This is a genomic window from Rathayibacter sp. AY1B7 (assembly GCF_002932735.1).
Lineage (GTDB): Bacteria > Actinomycetota > Actinomycetes > Actinomycetales > Microbacteriaceae > Rathayibacter.
The window spans coordinates 152,254-175,554 of sequence record NZ_PSWK01000002.1; the positions used below are offsets into that span (position 1 = coordinate 152,254).

A 23,301-nucleotide genomic window follows, 5' to 3' on the forward strand; every position below is an offset into this window, starting at 1 on the left:
CCGATGGGCTGGTTCTCCCGCCTGTTCACGGGTGCCCCCGCGGCGCCGGAGGAGACCGCGCCCGCTCTGCCGAGCGTCCCGACGAGCAAGGACATCCTCGCGGCGCTCGACAGGGTCGGCACGCGGACGGAGGGCCGGGTGCCCGGCATCGTCGCGGCGCGCATCCAGCGGATCGACGAGACGGTCCGCGAGATGGTGCCCCGTCTCGACCGCCTCGGCGGGATGAGCCGTCAGGGCCACACCGTTGTCGCGACCGCGACCAGCTACCTCCCCGAGGCGGTGGAGGGTTACCTCCGCCTGCCGAGGGACTTCGCCGACCGCCGCGCCGTGCACAGGGGGAAGACCTCGCTGATGATCCTCTGCGACCAGCTCGACCTCCTCGGAGGCACGCTCGACCGCATCTCGGACGCCGTCTCGCGGCAGGACGCCTCGGCGCTGATCGCGCACGGGCAGTTCCTGGCCGAGAAGTTCACGGAGTCCTCGCTCTCCCCGAGCGGTCTCGACGCGCCTCCGCAGCCGGGAGCGCCGTCCGGATCCGGCTCGCTGACCCCGCCGAGCGCCTCATGACCGCGCTCGCCCCAGCGCTGGACGCCCTCGTGCTCGCGGGGACGGCCGCCGGCCTCGACGCCGCGGCCGTCCGCGACGAGGGTGCGCGGCTGGCCGCCGCCGTCGCCGAGTCGATCCGCGGCGCCGGACAGGACTGGCTCGCCGCGACCGGCGCGACGGGCGGTCTGGAGGCGTTCTTCACCGCCGCCTCGAGCGGCCGGCGCTGGCGGTCGGGGCCGACCGATCAGCTGGCCGCCCTGGTCGGCGCGGGCTCGCACCACTCCTCCGCCTACGCCCGCGCCCTGACCGAGGTCGTCTCGGCGGCCAGCGCTCTCGGCGACCCGGGCATCGGCGGCATCGCCTCCGCCTCCGCGACCGCCGCGGCCCAGCTCTCCGCCGTCCCGGGCGCCCGGGGCGCCGCTCCGACGACGAGCGGAGGAGTACCGCACACGACCGGCCGGACGCCGGACGGTGCCGCGAGCGCCGACCTGCCGACCGGTCTGCCCGCCGGCGTGCCCGGGGTCGACGAGATCCTCGAGCGCCTCCGCCGGACCGAGCACGACGGTCCGCAGGACGAGCCGGCGCCCGCCGCCGCTCCCGCCGCGGAGCCCGCCTCCGAGCCGGAGCCGCTCGACCCGCCGGAGTCCATCGACGACCTGCTCGCCGAGCTCGACGCGCTGGTCGGCCTCGACCGGGTGAAGAGCGAGATCAAGCGGCAGACGCAGCTGCTCCGGATCGACACCCTGCGCCAGGCCGCCGGACTCAGCACGCCCACGCTCACCCGCCACCTCGTCTTCACGGGGAACCCCGGCACGGGCAAGACGACGGTGGCGCGGCTGGTCTCGCGGATCTACCGCTCGCTCGGCATCCTCTCGAAGGGCGTGCTCGTCGAGGTCGACCGATCGGAGCTGGTGGCCGGCTACCTCGGGCAGACCGCGACGAAGACCGCGGAGGTGATCGCCTCCGCGCGCGGCGGCGTCCTCTTCATCGACGAGGCCTACGCGCTCGCGCTCGACCAGTACGGCGCGGAGGCGGTCACCACCCTCGTGAAGGACATGGAGGACCACCGCGGCGACCTCGTCGTGATCGTCGCCGGCTACTCCGGGCCGATGCAGGGCTTCCTCGACACGAACCCGGGACTCGCCAGCCGCTTCTCGACCACGATCGATTTCGCCGACTACTCCGACGACGAGCTCTCGGCGATCTTCGGCCGCCTCGCCGCCTCCGCGGATTTCGAGCCGACGGAGGAGGCGCTCGCCGCGTTCGCGGGCCTCGCCTCGGCGCAGCAGCGCACGGAGGCGTTCGGCAACGGGCGCTGGGTCCGCAACGTCCTCGACGCGGCGATCGCCCGGCACGCCTGGCGCCTCCGCGACGTGGAGGAGCCGACGCTCGACGAGCTGCGCATCCTGCTCCCCGAGGACGTGGTGGAGAGCCCCGAAGCTTCGAGCAGCCCGGACGGAGCCGGCGACGACGACGAGGGCGCGGTCGACGGCTCTGAGGAGGCCTTCGGGCAGGCGGACGCCGCCCCGAGCGGCACGGCCGTCCCCGTCACCGACGACCCCGAGGAGGAGAGCCGTTGAGCACCGCACCCGCCGCGCCGCCCGCGCAGAGGATCCCCGAGCCGCCCCTCGTCCAGGTCGCCAACCGGCCGGCGCAGCGGAAGCCGTCGCTGCTGGCCCGCGCGACCGCGACCACTCCGGCCACCCTGCGCCTCCTGCTCGCCCTGACGGCGCTGGCGGCCGTGCTGTTCGGCGTGTTCGCGCAGCAGGCAGGAGCGATGCAGGCGCGCGCCGCGACCACGGCCCGGGAGCAGTCGGCGCAGCTGCTCGGCGTGCAGAACGTCCGCACGCTGCTGGTGGACGCCAACGCGATCGCGGCCAACACCTTCCTCGTCGGCGGACTGGAGCCGACCGAGCTGCGGGCGTCGTACGTCTCGAGCCTCACCGGCGCCGCCTCCGCGATCGCCGGGCTCTCGGCCGCCGACTCGGCGGACACCCGGGCCCTCGCCCGGGTCGCCAGCAGCATCACGACCTACAGCGGGCTGATCGAGCAGGCGCGGGCCAACAACCGGCAGGGCTTCCCCGTCGCCTCGGCGTATCTCGACCAGGCGTCGACGGCCCTCTCGGGAGACGGCGGCATCCTCGAGGACCTCGACGGGCTCGTCGACTCCGGTGCCGACCGGGTCGCGGCCGCCTACGACGCCGTCCGCTGGAGCGTCCTGCTCATGATCGGCTCGCTCGTGATGCTGGTCCTCCTCCTGGCGGCGCAGCTCTGGCTCGCCCGCCGCACGCACCGCTACCTCAACCGCCCTCTCGCCACGGGGACCGCCCTCCTGCTTGTCGTCGGCGTCGGCGGGGCGCTCGCCTACGGATCGGTCGCGGCGGACGCGGGGACGGCGCGGGTCGAGTCCTACCGCGAGGCGCTCACCGTGTCGAACGCGCTCATCGCCGCGAGCGACGCCAAGTCGCTCGAGAGCTTCACGCTGATCAAGCGCGGCTCCGGCGCCGCCCTCGAGGAGCGCTACACCCAGGCCGTCGACTCCGCCCGGGAGAAGCTGTCGGGCGACCTGCAGGACGAGCTGGCGAGGACACGGCTCGTCGACGAGTTCGGGCAGTGGCAGTCGTTCCACGAGGAGATCCGGGAGGCGGACGACGCCGGGAACTGGGACCAGGCGGTCCGCGTCGCCACGATCACCGGGAACGGCACGCCGAACGACCTCTTCACCACCTTCTCCGACGACGCCCGCGACGTGGTGCAGGAGAAGGCACTGGCCGCCGCCACCACGCTCGACCGAGGCGCGGAGTTCGCGACCCTCGTCTCGTGGATCCTGCTGGCGGCCGGTCTCGCCGGAGCCGTGTTCGCCTGGCGCGGCATCGCCCAGCGACTGGAGGAGTACCGATGAACCGCCTGCGCGCCGCCGCCCTCGCCCTGGCCACCGCCGCGGCACTCGCCCTCACCGGCTGCACGACGGGGGCGGACGACCTCGGCACGCCCCTCGCCGCGGCGACCCCGACTCCGACGGCGAGCGCGTCCGCTCCCGCCGCTCCTGCCGCGGCGGACTGCTCGCCCTCGGCGGTCACCTCCTACGCGCCGACCGGCGTGACCGACAGCACCAGGCTCGCGGAGATCCGCGGGCGCGGGACCCTGCGCGTCGGCGTCTCGGCCGACACCCTCCTGATGAGCGCCCGCAACCCGATCACGGGGGCGATCGAGGGCTTCGACGTCGACATCGCCCGCGAGGTCGCCCGGGCGATCCTCGGCAGCGACTCCATCGACTACGTCGTGATCACCTCCGCTCAGCGCCTCCCCGCGCTCACCGGCGGCGACGGCGCCCCGCAGGTCGACATGGTCGCCCGCACCCTCACGATGACCTGCGACCGCTGGAGCTCGATCGCCTTCTCGTCCGAGTACTACGACGCCGGCCTCAAGGTGCTCGTCTCCGACGACCCCGACGGCGTCCCGATCACGGGCATCGGCGACCTCGACGGCGAGAGGGTCTGCGCGCCCAGCGGCACCACGACGCTCAGCCGCCTGCAGAACGACTACCCGGAGGTCGAGGCCGTCGAGGCCGCCACGCACTCGCAGTGCCTCGCCCTCTTCCAGGCCGGCGAGGTCGACGCCATCGCGGGCGACGACACGATCCTCGCGGGCTTCGTGGCGCAGGACCCGTACGCGAAGGTCGTCGGCGACGCCCTGAGCTCGGAGCCCTACGGCCTCGGCCTGCCCGCCGACGACCCCGACTTCGTGCGCTTCGTCAACGCCTCGCTCGAGAGCATCCGCAGCGACGGCCGCTGGCAGAGCATCTACGAGCGCTGGCTCGGGGTCCTCGGCGAGGCCTCGCCGCCGGCCCCGGTGTACGGCCGATGAGCACCGGTCTCGCGGAGGGGACCCCCGTCGCTCCGGGCCGGCTGGGGGAGGCCGCGCCGCAGCGCGAGCTCTTCGAGTACCTCGCCGCTCTCACCCGCTGGCTGCAGCGGACCACGCGCGAGCTCTCGCGGCTGGACGCCGCCGCGCTGGCGTCGCCGCAGGCCGAGAACTACACGGCCGACGTGGTGCTCGCCCAGTCGCTCCGCGAGTCCGTCACCCGGCGCCTGGCCGAGCTCGAGGCGGTCTGGGACTCCGGCCGCGTCGACGTCGTGGCGTGCGAGCGGATGTCGCAGCTGATCTGGGGCCGTCTCGACGCCTCCGGGAGCGGCGCGGTCTCGCTGGTGGAGGCGGTGCGCCTCTGCGACGCGGTCGTCGGCCAGCTGCGCTCCCGGCTCGAGCTCGACCCCAGCGGCACCGACGTCGCCGGGCGGATCGTGGGGGTGCGCGCCGAGATCGAGCGCTGCCGCGACCTCACCCGTGACGGCGGCGGCACGGTCGACCGCGAGCGGGCGGAGCGGGTCGCCGTGCTGCGCTCCCGCCTCGACGCGCTCGCCGAGCGGGCGGGCCGGGGAGCCGACGTGTCCGGGCCGCTCGGCCAGCTCGAGAGCGACTCCGCCCGGCTCGAGCGCGACCTGATCATCGCCGCGTCCGAGCGGCGCGGACTCGAGCGCGACCGCCGTCGGGCGCGCGAGCTGGCGGAGGCGGCCGAGCGCCGCGAGGCGCCGCTGCGCGAGCTCGTGGCCCGCTGCCGCCGCGAGATCGCCGACCCGCCGCGGCTGGCCGTGCCCGACGTCTCCCGGCTGGGCGATCCTCCGTCCGACCGTGAGGCGCTCGACGCGCACCTCGCCCGGCTCACCGCCGTCGGCCGCGCGTTCGACGCGGTCGAGGCCGCCTACACCTCGCCGCTGCGCGAACGGGCCGCCCTCGGCTTCCGCCTCCGGGCGCTGCAAGAGCGTGCCGAGGGCAACGGCCGCGCTGCCACCGCCGTCGGTGTCGCGGCCGAGGAGGAGGTGCGCGCAGCCCTCGACGCGGTGCCCTGCTCCGTCCCGCTCGCCCGCCACCTGGTCGAGCAGTACGACGTCGTCACCCGCGACCTCCCGCACCCCGACCCCGCGCACCACCGGAAGGCCACCCCATGAACGGCGCCCCCTGCACCGCGACTCCCGGCTGCACCGGGACGATCGAGGACGGCTACTGCAACGTCTGCGGCCTCCCGCCCGAGGAGGGCGCCGCCGCCTCCACGCCGACCGCGCGTCGCGCCGCTCCGGCCTCCCCGCCCGCCACCGCCACCGCCTCCGCCGCCTTCGGCACCGGCTTCGTCGAGGGCACCCCCGGCGCCACGGCACCCGGGCCTGCCGAGGAGTCGGCCACCGCGCGCAGCACGCGCACCTCCTCCGCCCGCCTCGCCACCGCCGCCCTCGGCTCCGCCCGCACGGCGCAGACCGGCTCGAAGGTCACCCGCCGCGTCGGCACCACCTCGACCCGACTGCGCGGCCCGAGGCTCGGCGCCGGGCTCACCACCGTCCCGTCCCGCCCGGCCGCCGACCCGATGGCCGCTCTGATGACCGAGGCGGTCCTCCCCGAGCGCAAGCGCTTCTGCTCGCACTGCGGCACGGCCGTCGGCCGCGGGCGCGACGGTCGGCCCGGCCGCACCGAGGGGTTCTGCCCCAACTGCCGCACGCCGTTCTCGTTCACTCCGCAGCTGGTGAAGGGCGACGTCGTCGGCGGCCAGTACGAGGTCGTCGGCTGCCTGGCCTACGGCGGCCTCGGCTGGATCTACCTCGCGCGCGACCGGAACGTCTCGGGGCGCTGGGTGGTGCTCAAGGGCCTGCTCAACTCCGGCGACCCCGATGCGTACGCGGCGGCCGTCACCGAGCGCCGATTCCTGGCCGAGGTCGAGCACCCGCTGATCGTCGAGATCTACAACTTCGTCCTGCACGACGGCGCCGGCTACATCGTGATGGAGTACGTCGGCGGGCCGAGCCTCAAGCAGATCCTGAAGGAGCGGCTGGACGCCAACGGCGGCGCCGCGGATCCGCTGCCGGTGGACCAGGCGCTCGCCTTCGTGCTCGAGGTCATGCCCGCCTTCGCCTACCTGCACGACCACGGCCTGCTCTACTGCGACTTCAAGCCGGACAACATGATCCAGGTGGGCGACCAGGTCAAGCTGATCGACCTCGGCGGAGTGCGCCGGATCGACGACGAGGACTCCGCCATCTACGGCACCGTCGGCTACCAGGCTCCGGAGGTCGCCGACCTCGGTCCCTCGGTCGCCTCCGACGTCTACACGATCGGCCGCACGCTGGCCTCGCTGGTGCTCGACTTCCGCGGCAACCAGACGACCTTCGTCGCCTCGCTGCCGCCGGTGTCGGAGACGCCGCTGTTCCAGCGCTACGACTCCTTCTACCGCCTGATCGCGAAGGCGTGCGCTCCCGACCCGCAGGACCGCTTCGCCACGGTGGACGAGATGCGCGGCCAGCTGCTCGGAGTGCTGCGCGAGGTCGTCGCGACCGACCGCGGTCCCGGACACCCCGCGCTGCACTCGACGGAGTCGGCCCTGTTCGAGGCGCCCGTGGCCGACGTGGTCGACCGCGTCCCGCCGTGGGACGCGCTGCCGGCGCTCCGCCGCGACGAGTCCGATCCCGCCCGGTCGTGGCTCGCGGGCGTGAACGTCGCCGACCCGATCGTGCGCCTGCGCGCTCTCGCGCTCGCGCCCACCGTGACGGTCGAGGTGCGGCTCGCCCGCGCCCGGGCGGCGATCGAGGCGCAGCGCTGGGAGGAGGCGGCCCGCGCGACGGGCGAGATACTCACGGAGGACCCGTGGGAGTGGCGGGCGGTCTGGATGAGCGGTCTCGCGCAGCTCGCGCGCGGCGACGACATCGGGGCCCGCGCCTCCTTCAACACCGTCTACGGGCAGGTCCCCGGCGAGCTCGCCCCGAAGCTCGCGCTCGCCGCGGCGTGCGAGGCGAGCGGTGAGCCCGAGGTCGCCGAGTCCCTCTACGTGATCTGCGCCCGCGCCGACGCGAACTACACGGCACCCGCCGCCTTCGGTCTCGCGCGGGTACGGCAGCTGCGCTCCGACCTCGACGGGGCGCTCGACGCGCTCGACATCGTCGCGCCCACGCGCTCCTCCTACTCCGACGCGCGCCGCCGCCGGGCGGAGCTGCTGGCGGAGTCGGGCCGCGGGCTGCCCGCGCTCTCGGCCGCCCTCGCGAGCGTCGACTCCGTGTCGATCGATCAGCGGACCCGCCTCGAGCTCACGACCCAGGTCCTCGCCTCCGCCCTCGAGCTGGTGCGGCGCGACGGCCCGGCCGAGGGAGCGACCCTCGGCGGGGTCGAGGCGAACGAGGCCGCCATCCGCGACGGCCTCGAGGCCTCCTACCGCGCGCTCGCCGCCTCCACTCGCGAGCGCGACGAGCGCCTGCGCCTCGTCGACCGGGCCAACGAGGTCCGACGCTGGACGCTGACATGAGCGGCGCGCTGTCGACTCCCTGCCCGAACTGCGGCGAGCCGGTCACGACGGGCGACGCGTTCTGCGAGGCCTGCGGGACGCCGCTGATCGTCGCGGCCACCCCCTCCGCTCCGCCCGTCGCCGTCGGAGGATCCGCCGCCTGCGTCTACTGCGGGGGAGCGGTCGCCGAGGACGGCTACTGCGAGCAGTGCGGACGCCCCGCTCCGACCGAGCGCGAGCACTGGGCCGAAGCGCCGCACCCGCTGGTCGGCGGCGTCTGCGACCGCGGGCTCCGGCACCCGGCCAACGAGGACGCGATGGCGCTCGGGGCGACCACCGGCGCCGACGGCTCTCTGAGGACGGCGCTGCTCGTGGTCTGCGACGGGGTCTCCTCGACCCCCGACTCCGACAAGGCGTCGCTCGCCGCGGCCCGTGCGGCACTCAGCGCGCTGCAGGCCGAGGTCGGCGGGGAGAGCGCGATAGCGGACCGCTGGCGCGCGCTGCTGCAGATGGCCACCGCGCGCGCCTCCGGAGCGATCGACGCGGCCGTGCCCGAGAAGCGGTCGAATCCGCCCTCGTGCACCTTCACCGCGGCGGTGCTGGACGGCGCGCTGCTCGTCACGGGCAACGTGGGCGACAGCCGCAGCTACTGGATGCCGGACGCGGGCGAGCCGCGGCAGCTCACGGTCGACGATTCGTGGGCGCAGGAGCAGATCGCCTCGGGAGTGCCGCGGGAGCAGGCCGAGACGGCGCCCGACGCTCACGCCATCACCCGCTGGCTCGGCGCCGACGCGCACGACGAGGAGCCGCGGGTCGCCTCCGAGGAACTGACCGAGCCGGGCTGGGTGCTGGTCTGCTCCGACGGGCTCTGGAACTACGCGTCCGCCGCCGAGGACCTCGCGCGCGTGCTGCGCGAGGCGCAGGAGAGGGTGGGCGCGGATCCGGTCACGCTCGCGGAGGCGCTGGTCGCCTGGGCGAACGAGCGCGGCGGGCACGACAACATCACGGCCGCGCTGGCGCGGTTCGACCCGGCGGGTGCGGCGGAGACTGCGGCTGAAGCGTCCGCTGCCGAGGTGAACGGTGAGGAGACCGGTACAGCCGAGCAGCATGCCGCCGACTCCGGGGCCGATCCCGACGGTGCGGAGCCGGACGCTGCCGACACCGGCGCCGCCGACCTCGGCGCTGCGGATCCCAGCGCTGCGGGCCCGAGCGCGGCCGACACCGGTGCTGCGGACCCGAGCGCGGCCGACCCCGCCGCCTCGAGCCCCGACGCGGCCACCCCCTCGCCCGACGCCGACGCCGACGCCTCCCGTCCCACCGACTGAGCGCGCCGATCCGTCCAGACCACCCCTCCACCGCTGGACGGATCGGCACCCCCGCGGCCGTGGTCACGCCCCTACAGTCGTCGCCATGAGCATCGCCGAGCCCGCCACCGCCCTGTCCGTCGTCGGCCACTGGATCGACGGGGCTCCCTCGGCCTCCTCGTCCGGCCGCACCGCTCCCGTCTACGACCCGGCGCTGGGAGTCGCGACCAAGGAGGTCGCGCTCGCCGACTCCGCCGAGGTGGACGCCGCCGTCGCCTCCGCGAAGGCCGCGTTCCCCGCCTGGCGCGACACGTCGCTCGCGAAGCGGCAGCAGATCGTCTTCCGCTTCCGCGAGCTCCTCGAGGCGAAGAAGCAGGAGCTCGCCGAGCTGATCACGTCGGAGCACGGCAAGGTCGTCTCGGACGCGCTGGGCGAGATCACCCGAGGGCAGGAGGTCGTGGAGTTCGCGACGGGGCTCGCGCACCACCTCAAGGGCGAGTACTCGGAGCAGGTCTCCACCGGCGTCGACGTCTACTCGACCAAGCAGCCGCTGGGCGTGGTCGGGATCATCTCCCCCTTCAACTTCCCGGCGATGGTGCCGATGTGGTTCTTCCCCATCGCCATCGCCGCCGGCAACACCGTCGTGGTGAAGCCCTCCGAGAAGGACCCGTCCCCGGCGATCTGGCTCGGCGCCCTCTGGAAGGAGGCCGGCCTCCCCGACGGCGTCTACACGGTGCTCAACGGCGACAAGCAGGCCGTCGACGGGCTGCTCGAGCACCCCGACGTGCGCTCGATCTCGTTCGTCGGCTCCACCCCGATCGCGCAGTACGTCTACGAGACGGGCACGAAGCACGGCAAGCGCGTCCAGGCCCTCGGTGGGGCGAAGAACCACATGCTGGTGCTCCCCGACGCGGACCTGGACCTCGTCGCCGATTCTGCCATCAACGCCGGCTTCGGCTCGGCGGGCGAGCGGTGCATGGCGATCTCGGTCGTCGTCGCGGTCGAGCCCGTCGCCGACGAGCTCATCACCAGGATCCAGGACAGGGCGTCGAAGCTGCGCATCGGCGACGGACGCCGTGGCTGCGACATGGGCCCGCTGGTCACCGAAGTGCACCGCGACAAGGTCGCCTCCTACATCGCGATCGCGGAGGAGGACGGCGCGGAGGTCGTCATCGACGGCCGCGGCATCGAGGTCGACGGGGACGCGAACGGGTTCTGGCTCGGCCCGACCCTGCTCGACAAGGTCCCCACGACCTCCCGCGCGTACACGGAGGAGATCTTCGGACCGGTGCTCTCCATCGTCCGCGTCTCCTCCTACGAGGAGGGCGTCGCACTCATCAACAACGGCGCGTTCGGCAACGGCACGGCCATCTTCACCAACGACGGAGGAGCGGCCCGCCGCTTCCAGAACGAGGTCGAGGTCGGCATGATCGGCATCAACGTCCCCATCCCCGTCCCCGTCGCCACGTTCTCCTTCGGCGGCTGGAAAGCGTCCCTCTTCGGCGACACCAAGGCCCACGGAGCCGAAGGCGTCCGCTTCTTCACCCAGCAGAAGGCCATCACCAGCCGCTGGCTCGACCCCTCCCACGGCGGCATCAACCTCGGGTTCCCGCAGCATTCCTAGGCTCTCTCCTCCTTCGTCGTCGATCGCCCGCAGTCGGCCTGGGAGGGTGGTCGCGTCTCGCAGAGCGTCCTGCGTTCCGCGCACGTCGATCCGCTGAGACGCGGATCACCGGTTGCGCTCCGCGGCGCTTGTGAGGCTCTCTCCTCCTGGCGTCGTCGATCGCCCGCAGTCGCGGCGCTGGTGAGCCTCTCTCCTCCTTCGTCGTCGATCGCCTGCGGTCGGCTGGGGAGGGTGGTTCCGTTCTCGAGGGCGTCGTGCGTACCGCGCACGTCGATCCGCTGGAACGCGGATCGCCGGTTGCGCTCCGCGCCGGCGGGAAGCGCTCGGTCGACGGGAGAGGCTCACCGGGACGGCTGAGTGCAACCGTCGATCCGCGTGTGAGCGGATCGTCGTGCGCGGTACGCGACCCGCTCTTCCCATCGTTCCCGCGTTCTGAGGCCGACCGCGGCCGATCGACGACGCAGGAGGAGAGAGGCTTTCCAGCACCGCGCAACCGGCGATCCGCGTGGGAGCGGATCGTCGTGCGCGGTACGCGACCCGCTCTTCCCAGCGCGACCACCCTCCCCGGCCGACCGCGGCCGATCGACGACGCAGGAGGTGAGAGGCTCTTGAGCACCGCGCAACCGTCGATCCGCGTGTGAGCGGATCGTCGTGCGCGGTACGCGACCCGCTCTTCCCAGCGCGACCACCCTCCCCGGCCGACCGCGGCCGATCGACGACGCAGGAGGAGAGAGGCTCTTGAGCACCGCGCAACCGTCGATCCGCGTGTGAGCGGATCGTCGTGCGCGGTACGCGACCCGCTCTTCCAGCGTCCCCACCTCCTGAGACCGACCGCGGCCGATCGACGACGCAGGAGGAGATCGGCTATGAGTGCAGCCGCAGCGCCGTCCAGAGCTCGGTGCGGGCGGAGACGTCGTCGAGGTCGAGGCCGAGGGCGCGCTCGACGGCGGTGATGCGGTTGCGGAGGGTGTGACGGTGCACGCCGAGGTCGCGGGCGGCGGGCTCCCAGGCGCCGTTGCGGCGGAGCCAGACGCGGGCGCTCTCGAGCAGCACGGCTCCCTCCGGGGTCAGCAGCGGTGCGAGCATCCGGCGGGCGAGCGGTGCGGCTCCGGCGGCGGCGAGGAGCCCGATCATCCCCTCGGCGGCGACGTCCTCGAAGCGGACCACCGTCCCGTCTCCCGTCCGCTCGGCGGCGCGCCGCGCCTCCTCGAGGCCCCGGTCCAGGTCCGACCAGCCGATCGGGGCGGAGGCGCCGGCGCTCGCGCCGTGCCGCTCCAGCACGGCGGTCAGCGGCTCGAGTCCGTCGGCGGCGGCCACGGCGACGAGCGAGCCGTCCCTCTCGGCGAAGAACAGGCGCGCGCCGTCCTCCTCCGCCACGACCTCCAGCTCGTCGAGGAGCGAGTCGCCGTGCACGGGCGCGCTCAGCACGACCACCCGCACGGGCTCGGCGGGCAGCGGGCTCCCCAGGCGCCGTGCGGTGCTCTCGGCGACGTCGAAGGCTCCCGCGGCCAGCAGCTCGAGCAGTCCGGAGCGCAGCTGCCGGCGGGAGGAGTCCAGCGCGCGCCGCTGCTCCAGCGCGATGCTCGCCAGGGCTATGACGCTCGCGACGAGGTCGCTGCCCGCCGGGTCCAGGGGCGTGCCGGTGCCCACGGCGAGCACCCCGCGCAGGTGGTCGCGGCGCCCGATCGTCTGCAGCGTCACTCCGCCGCCGTCGTCGAGTCGGAGTCCCGCTCGGCTGCCGCGGGTCAGGGCGTGCCTCGCGGCCGCGGCGACCGCCTCCTCCGCCGGCACGTCGAGCCGGGTGGGCAGGTGCACCCTCTGCCCGGCGGCGTCGTAGAGGGCGACCCAGCAGTCCAGCTGCCGCTCCAGCTCGGTGAGGATCGCCGCGAGCCCGTCCGGCCGCAGCGCCGCGCGGGCGACCCGCCGCTGCGCCTCGAGCGACCACTCCAGCCGCTCGCGCTGCTCCCGCGAGATCACGTCGGCGACGAAGCGGATGATCCCCATGAACGGAGTCAGGTCCGCCACCTCCAGCAGCGGCAGGCCCTGGCGCTCGCACGCCGTGACGAGAGCGGCGGGCACCTCGTCGTGCACGATGCGGGTGGCGAAGCCGAGCGCGCGGATGCCGCGGCCGCGCAGCCGGGCGACGTACTCCTCCGAGAACTCGGCGCTGTCGTGCCCGGTGAAGTGGACGCCGTCGGTCAGCAGCAGCTGGCCCGACTCGAGCCAGGGCGTCGGATCGACGAGGTCCGAGGAGTGCGCCCACACCAGAGGGGCATCGAGGTCGGCCTCGTCGTGGACGCCGGCGAGCACGCGGAGGCGGAAGGCCGGTTCGGCCAGAAGATCGCGGACGGTCGCGGGCATGCGCGGCTCCCTTCGACGTTCCGTCCATCGTAGGGTCCGCGGATCGACGGATCCGCACGCCCGCTCTCGAGGCGCGCGCGGCACGATGGAGACCATGACGTCCTCGACCGCCCCCACCGTCCGCGACAACGCCTCGGTCACCGCCGCCGACCGGTCCCGCGTGTTCCACTCCTGGTCGGCGCAGGGCGCGCTGAACCCGCTGCCGATCGCAGGCGGTCTCGGCGCCGAGGTCTGGGACGTCGACGGCACCCGCTACCTCGACTTCTCGAGCCAGCTCGTGAACGTCACCATCGGCTACCAGCACCCGAAGGTCGTCGCCGCCATCCAGGAGCAGGCGGGCGTCCTCACCACCGTCGGCCCGGCCTACGCGAACGAGACCCGCGCCGAGGCGGCCCGCCTGATCACCGAGCGGGCGCCCGAGGGCATGGAGAAGGTCTTCTTCACCAACGGCGGTGCGGACGCGAACGAGAACGCGATCCGCATGGCGCGGCTGTTCACCGGCCGCGACAAGGTCGTCTCGCTGTACCGCTCGTACCACGGCAACACGGGAGCGGCGATCGTCTCGACCGGCGACTGGCGCCGCATCCCGAACGAGTACTCCCGCGGGCACGTGCACGCCTTCGGGCCCTACCTGTACCGCAGCGAGTTCTGGGCCGAGAGCCTCGAGCAGGAGTGCGAGCGCGCCCTCCACCACCTCGAGCGCGTCGTGCAGGCGGAGGGGCCGGAGTCGATCGCCGCGTTCCTCCTCGAGACCATCCCCGGCACCGCCGGCGTGCTCACCCCGCCGCCCGGCTACCTCGCGGGTGTGCGCGAGATCGCCGACCGGTACGGCATCCAGCTGATCCTCGACGAGGTCATGGCGGGCTTCGGGCGCACGGGGGAGTGGTTCGCCTTCGACGCCTTCGACGTGCGCCCCGATCTGATCACCTTCGCGAAGGGCGTCAACTCCGGCTACGTCCCGATCGGCGGCGTCGTCATCTCGGATCCGATCGCCCACCACTTCGACGAGCGCGTCTTCCCCGGCGGTCTCACCTACTCGGGCCACCCGCTCGCCGCGGCCAGCGTCGTCGCGACGCTCGAGGCGATGGAGGAGGAGGGGATCGTCGACAACGCGCGCACCATCGGCTCGGAGCACCTGGCCCCCGGCCTGGCGGCGCTCGAGGCGAAGCACGACCTGATCGGCGAGGTCCGGGGCTCCGGAGTGTTCTGGGCCCTGGAGCTGGTCACCGACCGGTCCGCGCGCACCCCGCTGCCGGCGGCCTCCGTCGCCCGCCTCAAGACCGACCTGCTGTCCCGCGGTCTCCTGCCCTTCACCGCCGACAACCGGATCCACGTGGTCCCGCCGGCCGTCATCACCCCCGCCGAGGTCGCCCGCGGCCTCGGCATCCTCGACGACGCCCTCACCGCCTTCAGCGGCTGACCGCACTCCGTTCCGCAGGCGGCGGCGTTCTCGCGAGGCGTATCCGGGGATCCACCTTCCAGCGGATCCGCGTCGCCGTGCGCGTCCCGCTCCTCGGGACCCGGCCCCGCGCTGGAGCCGACTGCGGGACGCCGCGCGGGGAGCGGCGTCCTCGCGAGGCGTATCCGGGGATCCGCGTTCCAGCGGATCCGCGTCGCCGTGCGCGACCCGCTCCTCGGGACCCGGCAGCGCGCTGGAGCCGACTGCGGGACGCCGCGCGGGGGGCGGCGTTCTCGCGAGGCGTATCCGGGGATCCGCGTTCCAGCGGATCCGCGTCGTCGTGCGCGTCCCGCTCCTCGGGACCCGGCCCCGCGCTGGAGCCGACTGCGGGACGCCGCGCGGGGAGCGGCGTCCTAACCAGCGGCGTCCTCGCGAGGCGTATCCGGGGATCCGCGTTCCAGCGGATCCGCGTCGCCGTGCGCGACCCGCTCCTCGGGACCCGGCCCCGCGCTCGAGCCGACTGCGGGACGCCGCGCGGGGAGCGGCGTCCTAACCAGCACTGTGCAAGGCGAACGCCGTCACGAACCCGAGCACCGCGTACAGCCCGGTGAGCACGTCGTCGCGGTCGAACGCCTCGGGGATCATCGTGTTCGAGATCATGGCGAGGATCGCGCCGGCGGCGACGGTCGTCACGAAGGCCACGACCGCGCCCGGTGCGGTGGCGAAGACCAGGAAGCCGACCAGCGCCGCGGCGGCCGAGATCGCGGCGATCCCGCCCCAGACGGTGAAGACGTAGCGGGCGGAGCGGCCGTCGGCCTTCATGCCGACCGTCGAGGACAGGCCCTCGGGGAGGTTCGAGATCGCGACCGCGGCGACGATGGGCACGCTGATCGCCGCTCCCGCTCCGCCCTGGGCGACCGAGAGGCCGAGCACGATCGATTCGGGGACCCCGTCGATCAGGGCGCCGGCCGCGATGGCCGCGCCTCCTCCTCCGCCCGACCCCTTCGCGCTCTTGCGGTTCCCCGCGCCGGCGCGGGTGAGCAGCGCGTCCGCGCCGACGAAGACGACGGCTCCCGCGAGCGTGCCGAGGATCGTCGGGAGCAGTCCTCCGTCGTCCGCCGCCTCCTGCACGAGCTCGTAGGCGAGCGCCGAGATCAGCACCCCTGCTCCGAACGCGGAGATCGCGGCGGTGAGCTTCGGGGGCACGCGCACGAACCAGGCGAGCGCGGCGCCGATCAGGAGGGTGGCGCCGCCGATCGCGCCGCTGGCGAGGGCGAGGGTCCAGGGAGGCACGGCTCCACCCTGGCACCGGCGGCGTCCCGTCGCGGCGGGCTTGACGGCGGCGCTCCGGCGGCGCTCGACCCGCCTCCGCCCGCCCCGACAGCTGTCGTGCAGGCGTCGGGCCGCGATGCCCGGCCGATCCTCGGCGATGGAGGGCCGCTCAGGCCGGGCGTCCCCGTAAACTGCCGGAATGGCGGAGTTCAGCGCGAGTGTTTTCCAGAACGAGTTCCTCTCGGACGGCGCCACCGACGTGCACGCCATCGTCACGGTGACCGCGTCCGGCACGGGGGTCGCCGGGTCCGACGGGGCCGCGGCCGAGATCATCATCGTGGACTGCTCCGGATCGATGACCGGCGAGAACATGACGGCCGCGAAGCGCGCCGCCGCCGTGGCCGTCGACCAGATCCTGGACGGCACCTTCTTCGCCGTCGTGGCCGGGTCCGAGCGCGCCGACCGCGCCTTCCCGTACCCCAACGCCACCGTCTCGATGGTGCGGATGGAGCCGGGGGCGCGAGCCGCGGCGAAGGAGGCGATCGGCTACCTCCAGGCCGACGGCGGCACCGCGATGGGCACCTGGCTGACCCTCGCCCGCCAGCTGTTCGCGACCGTGCCGGAGGCGACGCAGAGGCACGCGATCCTCCTCACCGACGGCAAGAACGAGCACGAGTCGCGGATGCAGCTGGACGCGGCGATCCGCGCGGCGTCGGGCGACTTCCAGTGCGACGTGCGCGGCGTCGGCTCCCGCTGGATCGTCGAGGAGGCGCGCACCATCGCGAGCGCCCTGCTGGGCACCGTGGGCCTGATCGCGAACCCGGCCGACATGGCTGCCGACTTCGAGTCGCTGATGCGGGCGTCGATGGGCCGGGGAGTCGCCAACGGTGAGCTCCGCGTCTGGACTCCGCAGGGCGCGCAGCTGCTCTTCGTCCGCCAGGTCGCTCCGAACCTCGAGGACCTCAGCTCCCGGCGGAACGCCGTGAACCCGCTCACCGGCGCCTACCCGACCGGCGCCTGGGGCGACGAGTCGCGGGAGTACCACGTGGCGGTCCGGGTCGCGTCGAAGCCGGTCGGCTCGGAGCAGCTCGCCGCGCGGGTGCAGCTTAGCGTGCGCGACGAGGTGGTCGCCTCCGCCCTGGTGAAGGCGCGCTGGACGGACGACTCCGCCCTGACCGCCCGCATCGACCCCGCCGTCGCCCACTACACCGGACAGACCGAGCTCGCCTCGGCGATCCAGGACGGGCTCGCGGCCAAGGCGCGGGGCGACGAGGCGACCGCCACGGTCAAGCTCGGGCGGGCGGTGCAGCTCGCCTCCGTCACCGGGAACGACGAGGCGACCGCGAAGCTGCGGAAGGTCGTCGAGATCGACGACCCGAACGAGGGCACCGTGCGGCTCAAGCGCGGCGTGGACCGCCTCGACGAGATGGCGCTGGACACCGCGTCGACCAAGACCACGCGGGTGCGCAAGTGAGCTTCCGCTGTCCCGAGGGGCACACCTCCCAGTCCGGCGACTACTGCGACGTCTGCGGGGCGCCCATCGGTGCCGCTGCGGCCCCGTCGCCCGCTCCCGCCGCGCCGACCACCGCGATCCCGACCGGCCCCTCGGTCTGCCCGCACTGCTCGTTCCCGAACGAGCCCGGCGCCCTGTTCTGCGAGAACTGCGGCTACGACTTCACGACCGGCTCCCTCCCCGAGGCCGATCCGTTCACCTCCTCCGGCGCCGTCCGCGCTCCGGGCGAGGTCGGCGGCTCCGCGACGCCGTCGGGGGACCCGGCCCAGCACCTGGGCGAGGCGCCCGCGCCGCAGGCCGATCCCGCGGCTCCGACCGAGCTGGTCCCGGAGCAGGAGGCCGGCTTCGACACCCCCGTCGCGACCGCGCCGCCCGCAGCTCCGCCGACCGAGGTGATCCCGGAGGCCCCTGCACCCGAGGCCGCAGCCCCCGACGCGGCACTCGGGGCCTCAGCGTCGGAGGAGGAGGCCGCGTCCGCGCCTGCCACCGGCTCCGCCCGCCCCGCCTCCGCCTCCGCGGACCCGGACCGCCCGTGGATCGCCGAGCTCTGGGTCGACCCGGAGTGGTACGCCGAGCAGCGCGCCGACGACCCCATGCCCTCGCCCGGCCCGCCCGCGACCGTCGTCCTCCGCGAGCGCACCCTGCTCGTCGGCCGCCCGTCCGTCTCCCGCGGCATCTCGCCGCAGGTGGACTGCGGCTCCGACTCCGGTGTCTCGCGGCGCCACTGCCAGCTGAGCACCGACGGCTACCGCTGGTGGGTCGAGGATCTGCAGTCGGCGAACGGCACGTACCTCGCCCCGGCCGGGGCGCCGCTCCCGCAGTCGCCGATCGCCGCCGGTCAGCGCCGCGAGGTCGAGGAGGGCGACCGTATCTACGTGGGCGCCTGGACGAGGATCGTGCTCCGTCCCGCGTTCCCCGGCGAGGCCTAGGGCCCCGCGCCCGGTCGTTCAGCGACCGGCGAGCGCTCCGAGCATCCACGACAGTGCCGCGATCGCGCCGACGCCGACCACGCTCGAGCCGATGATCACGGAGCGCCGGATCCGTGCCGCGCGCGAGTCCCAGGCGGTCGGCGCGCCCGAAGCCGAGCCCGTCGTCATCCCGCCGCGGAGCCGGTGCGCGACGTCGTCGGCGGTCGGCCGCTTCTCCGGGTCCCTCTGTGTCATCGAGGTCAGCAGCGCCCGCCACTCCGCCGGCAGGGTGTCGGGCACGGAGGGGCTGCGGTGGAGGCGGGCGATCGCCGCCTCGAGGACGGTGCCCGAGTACTCCCGGTGACCGGTGATCGCCTCGAGGAGGACCAGGCCGAGGGAGAAGACGTCGCTCGCTCCGCTGATCGGCTCGCCCGCGACCTGCTCGGGGCTGACGAAGCTCGCGGTGCCGATCACGACGCCGTCGCTGGTGAGGCGGGAGCCGTCCATGAAGTGCGCCACGCCGAAGTCGGTGAGCTTGGCGGTGCGGGCGTAGCCGCTGGAGGCGACCTCGCTGACCAGGATGTTCGCGGGCTTCACGTCGCGGTGCACGACGCCGCGCTCGTGCAGGTAGGCCAGGGCCTCCGCGAGCTGTGTGCCGATCGCCGCGACCTCCGCCGCCGGGAGGGGGCCGGACTCGAGCCGCGCCTCCATCGTGGGGTCGGCGACGAGCTCCATCACGACGTAGCGGCGGACCTCGCCGCCGAAGTTGTGCAGCCCCGCGTCGAAGAGGTTGACGATGCCGGGGTGGGCGAAGGAGCTCAGCATCCGCACCTCGCGCTCCTGGCGGGCCACGTCCTCGGGGTTCGAGGCCTCCGCGCGGAACACCTTCACGGCGACCTCGCGCTGCACGGTCTCGTCGCGGGCCCGGTAGACCGAGCCCATCCCGCCGGAGCCGATGCGCTCGATCAGGTAGTAGCGGCCGGCCACCTTCTGCTGGGCGGCGTTCGCGGCGACGGTACTCATGGCGATCCCGCCTTCCGCTCGAACGGTGCGCTCCGGAGCGCACGAGGTGGGCGCCTGCGACGACGGTACCGCGGGGCGGCGCCGGCCGGGTCGGCGGAACGGGGGGATTGACACTCCCGGCCCCGGACGGGGGGACGAATGGCCGCTCAGCGCACCGATCCGCACCCCCCCGCCGCGGGGTCAGCGGAGGCCGCTGCGCGCGAAGCCCTGCACGAAGTAGCGCTGGAACACCAGGAACAGCACCACCATCGGCACGACGTTCACCAGGGCGAACGCCATGGTCGCTCCGTAGTCGCTGCCGAACTGCCCCTGGAGGAAGAGCAGCCCGATCGGGAGCGTGAACAGCGCGTTCTCCTTCAGGGCGATGAGCGGCCAGGCGAAGTCGTTCCAGGAGCCGAGCAGCGACATGAAGAAGAGCACGGCGATGAGCGGCTTCGAGAGGGGGAGGACGATGGCCGTGAACACGCGGAAGTGCCCGGCGCCGTCGATTCGGGCCGCCTCGATCAGGTCCCGCGGGATCGCGAGGATGAACTGCCGCGCCAGGAACAGCCCGAACGCCGAGGCCGCCGTCGGCAGGATCACCGCCCAGTAGCTCCCGTAGAGGCCGAGGTCGGTGACGAGCCGGAACAGCGCCACCATGATCACCTGCACGGGCAGGGTGAGCGTCGACAGGGCCAGGAGGAAGAGCACTCCGGATCCGCGGAACCGCAGCTGCGCGAAGGCGTAGCCGCCGAGCAGGTTGATCGTCACGGTGATCAGCGCGGTGACCAGGCTGATCGCGAGGGAGTTGCCGAACCAGGTCGCCACGGGGAACGACGAGAACACCCGCTCGAAGTTCACCAGCGTCAGCTCGCGCGGCCAGAGGCGGAGGGTGCCGCCGAGCAGCTCGGACCGCGAGGAGAACGCGACGACGACCATCCAGTACAGCGGGAAGACGATGACCACCGAGACGGCGAGGGCGAGGGCGAGGCGGAGCAGGCGCGAGGTGCGCGACGTGCGGATCATTCGACGAGGTCCCTCGAGCGGTTGGTGCGCCACTGCACGGCGGTGAAGATCATGGTCAGGATCAGCAGCACGATGCCGATGGCCGCGGCGTAGCCCTGGTCGCGGGTGACGAATCCGGTGTCGTAGGCGTAGGTCACGAGCACCGAGGTCGCGTTCTGCGGTCCGCCGCCGGTGAGCACGAAGACGATGTCGAACACCTGGAACGAGTAGATGACGTTGAGGATGAGGAGGAAGAACGACGACGGTCCGACCAGCGGCAGCGTCACGTGGCGGAACTGCTGCCACGCGTTCGCTCCGTCGAGCCGGGCCGCCTCGTAGAGCGCCGGGTTCACCCCCTGCAGCCCCGCCAGGTAGATGAGCATGTTGAAGCCGGTGCGCCACCACAGGGTGACGAGCACCACGGAGGCGAAGGCCGCAGCTCCGCCGGACTGCCAGGCGATGCGGGGGAGGCCGATCGTCTGGAGCATGCCGTCGAGCACGCCGCTGTTCTCGTCGAAGATCAGCACGCCCATCAGCGCCGTCGCCACGCCGGAGACCGCCATCGGCAGGATGAGGATGCTGCGGAACACCGGACGCGCGGGCAGCACCGAGTTCATCAGCACCGCCGCGCCGAGGCCCAGCGCCATCGAGAGCGGGGTCACGATCAGGGTGAACAGCGCCGTGTTCAGCGTCGAGCGCCAGAAGAGGCCGTCGCCGAGCAGCCGCGCGTAGTTGTCGAGCCCGACGAAGACGCCGTCGCCGAAGCCGTTCGTGCGCTGGAAGCCGATCAGGAACGCGCCGCCCAGGGGGACGAACACGAACAGGCCGAGCATCAGCAGGTTCGGCGCGAGGAACGCGTAGGCGGCCGCCGTCTCGCGGGCGGGGGCGCGGGAGGTGCGCCGAGGGCGGGCGGTCACCGCCTCCGGCGCGAGGACCGACCGGCTCACTGCGTCGCGGCCGCGATGCCGGAGGTGAGGCCGGCGATGGTGTCCTCGGTGCTGCGCCCGCCGACGAAGGCCTGCTCCAGCTGCTCCTTGAGCACCGTGATGATCGCGGCCATGTCGGGCGAGGCGACCTGCGCCGAGTCGGACGCCTGGACGGTGCCCGCCTGGCCGAGGAACACCTCGGCGAGCTCGGGGCGCACGGCGAACTCGATGCCTGACTCCGTGAGGTCGCGACGGGTGGGGAGGAGGGAGGCGCCGGCGCAGAAGTCGCGCATCGCCTCCTCCTCCGTCACGAACGCGAGGAAGGAGGCGGCCAGCTCCGGGTTCTTCGCGGCCTTGGTCGCGACGAGGGCGTTGCCGCCGAAGTCGCCGCCTCCGCGCACGTTGCGCGGGGAGTAGGTGGCGCCCCACTCGAAGTCGAGGGTGGAGTCGGCGTCAGGGATGAGGAACGCGCCGGCGAAGGTCATCGCGGTGGTCTGCGAGTACCAGAGGTCGCTGGCGTAGGTGGTCGCCTGCACGGAGCTGCTCGGCGGCACGAGGCCGTCGGTGAAGAAGCTGCGGCTGAAGTCGATCGCGGCGCGGCCGGCGGCGGAGTCGATCGCGGGCCCGGACAGGTCCTCGGTGAGGAAGCGGCCGTCGGCCTGGAAGAGCAGGCTCAGCCAGCGGGTGACGCCGTTGCCCTGCCAGTTGTAGGCGAAGGGGTAGCGCTCGGCGGGGAGCGAGGCGCGCAGCTTCCGCCCGACCTCGGTGAACTCCTCCCAGGTCCACGCCTCCTCGGGCGAGGAGGGGAAGGAGGTGACGCCCGCGTCGGCCAGCACCTGCGTGTTGTAGAGGATCAGCGAGGTGTCGGTGTGGTGGGGGACGCCGAAGGGGCTCCCGCCGCTCTGCACCGCGGCCCAGGCCGGATCGGTGAACCGCTCGGCGACGTCGGAGTCGAGGAAGCCCGACAGGTCCAGGAGCTGGTCGCGGCCGGCGTAGCTGCCGAACGTGTAGTACGGGACCCGGAAGACGTCCGGTGGGTTCCCCGCCTGCAGCTGCGCGTCGATGTTGGTGAACATCTGCTCGTACGGGACCGCGTTGAGGGTCACGGTGGCGCCGGCGTTCGCCGTCTGGAACGCGTCGATCGCGCGCTGGAAGCCGGCCAGCTCGGCGTCGGTGCCCCAGGTGGTGAAGGTGAGGGTGTCGCTGCCGGCGCTCGCCGCGGGGCCCGCGGGGGCGAAGCCGCAGCCGGAGAGGACCGGGACGGAGGCGGCGACGCCGAGCGCTCCGAGGAAGCGGCGGCGGTCGAGGACCGCGCGTCCGAGCTGCGAGAGGTCGAGAGCCCCCGCGGGGAGCCCCTTGCTGGTCAGGCCCATGACGGCCTCCTTCCGGGGGCCAGCGGCAGGCTCCCGGGGGCAGGCTATTCCGGCAGGGCCGCGGGAATCGCGGCTGGACGGATCGGCCGATCCATGAGAGGAGCGGCCGATCCGCGCGGCGGGCGTTCAGCCGCGGCGGCCGAGCATCCCCTCGAACGAGCCGTCGAGCGCCCACGGGTCGGGCGTGGAGCCCGAGCGGGAGGAGCGGGCGGCTTGATCGGCCAGCTCGCGTCCGGCGCGCTCGATGCGCGAGGGCAGCGCCCGTCCGTCCTCGGTCGCGCCGCCCCAGTCGTCCGTCGCCGCGAACACGGTGGTCGCGAGGGGCGCCGCGTGCAGGTAGGTGAAGAGCGGGCGCATCGCGTAGTCGACGGCCAGGGAGTGGCGGGGGGACCCGCCCGTGGCCGCCAGCAGCACGGGCAGGCCGCGCAGCGCCTCCGTGTCGAGCACGTCGACGAACGACTTGAAGAGCCCGCTGTAGCTGGTGGTGAAGATCGGCGTCACGGCGATCAGGCCGTCGGCGCCGGCGACCGCGTCGAGCGCGGTCTGCAGAGCGGGGCTCGCGAAGCCGGTGAGGAGGTTGTTCGTGACGTCGTGCGCGAGGTCGCGCAGCTCCACGACGCTCCGCTCGACGGCGAAGCCCTGCTCGGTGAGGGAGGACTCGGCGGCGTCGGCCAGGCGGTCGGCGAGCAGCCGGGTCGAGGACGGCTGGCTGAGGCCGGCCGAGAGGACGGTGATCCTGCGGGTGTCCAT

At 73.8% G+C, this 23,301-nt stretch carries 18 protein-coding genes; 11 read left to right on the forward strand and 7 right to left on the reverse strand.

The window, feature by feature from the left end; translation table 11 throughout:
- Positions 1–3 precede the first annotated feature (3 nt).
- From C5C95_RS02180 to C5C95_RS02215, 8 genes are all read left to right on the forward strand, one after another.
- Positions 4–567, forward strand: a complete 564-nt coding sequence (locus tag C5C95_RS02180) for a hypothetical protein (protein ID WP_104260379.1) — start codon at positions 4–6, stop codon at positions 565–567.
- Positions 564–2,126: an AAA family ATPase gene (locus tag C5C95_RS02185; protein ID WP_104323699.1), complete on the forward strand. Its 1,563-nt coding sequence runs from the start codon at positions 564–566 to the stop codon at positions 2,124–2,126. Before C5C95_RS02180 ends, C5C95_RS02185 begins: the two co-directional genes overlap by 4 nt.
- Positions 2,123–3,448 (forward strand): hypothetical protein, encoded by a 1,326-nt coding sequence (locus tag C5C95_RS02190; protein WP_104226187.1) that lies wholly within the window; start codon positions 2,123–2,125, stop codon positions 3,446–3,448. The genes C5C95_RS02185 and C5C95_RS02190 overlap by 4 nt, the downstream gene beginning before the upstream one ends.
- The gene (locus C5C95_RS02195; RefSeq protein ID WP_104233136.1) at positions 3,445–4,413 is read left to right on the forward strand and encodes a glutamate ABC transporter substrate-binding protein; all 969 of its coding nucleotides are present in this window, start codon (positions 3,445–3,447) and stop codon (positions 4,411–4,413) included. The genes C5C95_RS02190 and C5C95_RS02195 overlap by 4 nt, the downstream gene beginning before the upstream one ends.
- Positions 4,410–5,552, forward strand: coding sequence for a hypothetical protein (locus tag C5C95_RS02200; RefSeq protein WP_104323700.1), 1,143 nt, complete (start codon positions 4,410–4,412; stop codon positions 5,550–5,552). Before C5C95_RS02195 ends, C5C95_RS02200 begins: the two co-directional genes overlap by 4 nt.
- Positions 5,549–7,885 (forward strand): serine/threonine-protein kinase, encoded by a 2,337-nt coding sequence (locus C5C95_RS02205; protein WP_104323701.1) that lies wholly within the window; start codon positions 5,549–5,551, stop codon positions 7,883–7,885. The genes C5C95_RS02200 and C5C95_RS02205 overlap by 4 nt, the downstream gene beginning before the upstream one ends.
- Positions 7,882–9,189 (forward strand): PP2C family serine/threonine-protein phosphatase, encoded by a 1,308-nt coding sequence (locus C5C95_RS02210; RefSeq protein ID WP_219814737.1) that lies wholly within the window; start codon positions 7,882–7,884, stop codon positions 9,187–9,189. The genes C5C95_RS02205 and C5C95_RS02210 overlap by 4 nt, the downstream gene beginning before the upstream one ends.
- 85 nt (positions 9,190–9,274) lie before the next feature.
- A complete protein-coding gene (locus C5C95_RS02215; RefSeq protein ID WP_104323702.1) occupies positions 9,275–10,792 on the forward strand; it encodes a CoA-acylating methylmalonate-semialdehyde dehydrogenase in 1,518 nt (505 codons plus the stop codon).
- Positions 10,793–11,656: 864 nt separating this feature from the next.
- On the opposite strand, the gene C5C95_RS02220 is transcribed toward C5C95_RS02215, so the two are convergent.
- Positions 11,657–13,153 carry a PucR family transcriptional regulator gene (locus tag C5C95_RS02220; RefSeq protein ID WP_181125514.1) on the reverse strand — a complete coding sequence of 499 codons (1,497 nt, stop codon included), beginning with the start codon at positions 13,151–13,153 and terminating at the stop codon, positions 11,657–11,659.
- 94 nt (positions 13,154–13,247) lie between these two features.
- On the opposite strand from C5C95_RS02220, the gene C5C95_RS02225 reads away from it, so the two are divergent.
- On the forward strand, positions 13,248–14,573 hold the full coding sequence (locus C5C95_RS02225) for an aspartate aminotransferase family protein (protein ID WP_104323704.1): 1,326 nt from the start codon (positions 13,248–13,250) through the stop codon (positions 14,571–14,573).
- A 528-nt stretch (positions 14,574–15,101) separates the two neighbouring features.
- On the opposite strand, the gene C5C95_RS02230 is transcribed toward C5C95_RS02225, so the two are convergent.
- The gene (locus tag C5C95_RS02230) at positions 15,102–15,845 is read right to left on the reverse strand and encodes a ZIP family metal transporter (protein WP_104223842.1); all 744 of its coding nucleotides are present in this window, start codon (positions 15,843–15,845) and stop codon (positions 15,102–15,104) included.
- A 178-nt stretch (positions 15,846–16,023) separates the two neighbouring features.
- On the opposite strand from C5C95_RS02230, the gene C5C95_RS02235 reads away from it, so the two are divergent.
- Both C5C95_RS02235 and C5C95_RS02240 read left to right on the forward strand, forming a co-directional pair.
- Positions 16,024–17,298 (forward strand): VWA domain-containing protein, encoded by a 1,275-nt coding sequence (locus C5C95_RS02235; RefSeq protein ID WP_104223843.1) that lies wholly within the window; start codon positions 16,024–16,026, stop codon positions 17,296–17,298.
- Positions 17,295–18,266, forward strand: a complete 972-nt coding sequence (locus tag C5C95_RS02240) for an FHA domain-containing protein (RefSeq protein ID WP_104323705.1) — start codon at positions 17,295–17,297, stop codon at positions 18,264–18,266. The genes C5C95_RS02235 and C5C95_RS02240 overlap by 4 nt, the downstream gene beginning before the upstream one ends.
- A gap of 18 nt (positions 18,267–18,284) precedes the next feature.
- On the opposite strand, the gene C5C95_RS02245 is transcribed toward C5C95_RS02240, so the two are convergent.
- The 5 genes from C5C95_RS02245 to C5C95_RS02265 all read right to left on the reverse strand — a co-directional run bounded on the left by C5C95_RS02245 (position 18,285) and on the right by C5C95_RS02265 (position 23,301).
- On the reverse strand, positions 18,285–19,268 hold the full coding sequence (locus C5C95_RS02245) for a serine/threonine-protein kinase (protein ID WP_104323706.1): 984 nt from the start codon (positions 19,266–19,268) through the stop codon (positions 18,285–18,287).
- 180 nt (positions 19,269–19,448) lie between these two features.
- A complete protein-coding gene (locus tag C5C95_RS02250) occupies positions 19,449–20,273 on the reverse strand; it encodes a carbohydrate ABC transporter permease (protein WP_104233145.1) in 825 nt (274 codons plus the stop codon).
- Positions 20,270–21,169: a carbohydrate ABC transporter permease gene (locus tag C5C95_RS02255; RefSeq protein ID WP_244229482.1), complete on the reverse strand. Its 900-nt coding sequence runs from the start codon at positions 21,167–21,169 to the stop codon at positions 20,270–20,272. The genes C5C95_RS02250 and C5C95_RS02255 overlap by 4 nt, the downstream gene beginning before the upstream one ends.
- Before the next feature lie 26 nt (positions 21,170–21,195).
- Complete coding sequence (locus tag C5C95_RS02260) at positions 21,196–22,551, reverse strand: sugar ABC transporter substrate-binding protein (protein ID WP_104246873.1); 1,356 nt, start codon at positions 22,549–22,551, stop codon at positions 21,196–21,198.
- A gap of 126 nt (positions 22,552–22,677) precedes the next feature.
- Complete coding sequence (locus C5C95_RS02265) at positions 22,678–23,301, reverse strand: FMN reductase (RefSeq protein ID WP_104249848.1); 624 nt, start codon at positions 23,299–23,301, stop codon at positions 22,678–22,680.

Coding starts and splice junctions, on each gene's coding strand:
- C5C95_RS02180 (WP_104260379.1), top strand. CDS start 4: ATGGGCTGGTTCTCCCGCCTGTTCACGGGTGCCCCCGCGGCGCCGGAG.
- C5C95_RS02185 (WP_104323699.1), top strand. CDS start 564: ATGACCGCGCTCGCCCCAGCGCTGGACGCCCTCGTGCTCGCGGGGACG.
- C5C95_RS02195 (WP_104233136.1), top strand. CDS start 3,445: ATGAACCGCCTGCGCGCCGCCGCCCTCGCCCTGGCCACCGCCGCGGCA.
- C5C95_RS02200 (WP_104323700.1), top strand. CDS start 4,410: ATGAGCACCGGTCTCGCGGAGGGGACCCCCGTCGCTCCGGGCCGGCTG.
- C5C95_RS02205 (WP_104323701.1), top strand. CDS start 5,549: ATGAACGGCGCCCCCTGCACCGCGACTCCCGGCTGCACCGGGACGATC.
- C5C95_RS02210 (WP_219814737.1), top strand. CDS start 7,882: ATGAGCGGCGCGCTGTCGACTCCCTGCCCGAACTGCGGCGAGCCGGTC.
- C5C95_RS02215 (WP_104323702.1), top strand. CDS start 9,275: ATGAGCATCGCCGAGCCCGCCACCGCCCTGTCCGTCGTCGGCCACTGG.
- C5C95_RS02220 (WP_181125514.1), bottom strand. CDS start 13,153: ATGCCCGCGACCGTCCGCGATCTTCTGGCCGAACCGGCCTTCCGCCTC.
- C5C95_RS02225 (WP_104323704.1), top strand. CDS start 13,248: ATGACGTCCTCGACCGCCCCCACCGTCCGCGACAACGCCTCGGTCACC.
- C5C95_RS02235 (WP_104223843.1), top strand. CDS start 16,024: ATGGCGGAGTTCAGCGCGAGTGTTTTCCAGAACGAGTTCCTCTCGGAC.
- C5C95_RS02245 (WP_104323706.1), bottom strand. CDS start 19,268: ATGAGTACCGTCGCCGCGAACGCCGCCCAGCAGAAGGTGGCCGGCCGC.
- C5C95_RS02250 (WP_104233145.1), bottom strand. CDS start 20,273: ATGATCCGCACGTCGCGCACCTCGCGCCTGCTCCGCCTCGCCCTCGCC.
- C5C95_RS02260 (WP_104246873.1), bottom strand. CDS start 22,551: ATGGGCCTGACCAGCAAGGGGCTCCCCGCGGGGGCTCTCGACCTCTCG.
- C5C95_RS02265 (WP_104249848.1), bottom strand. CDS start 23,301: ATGGACACCCGCAGGATCACCGTCCTCTCGGCCGGCCTCAGCCAGCCG.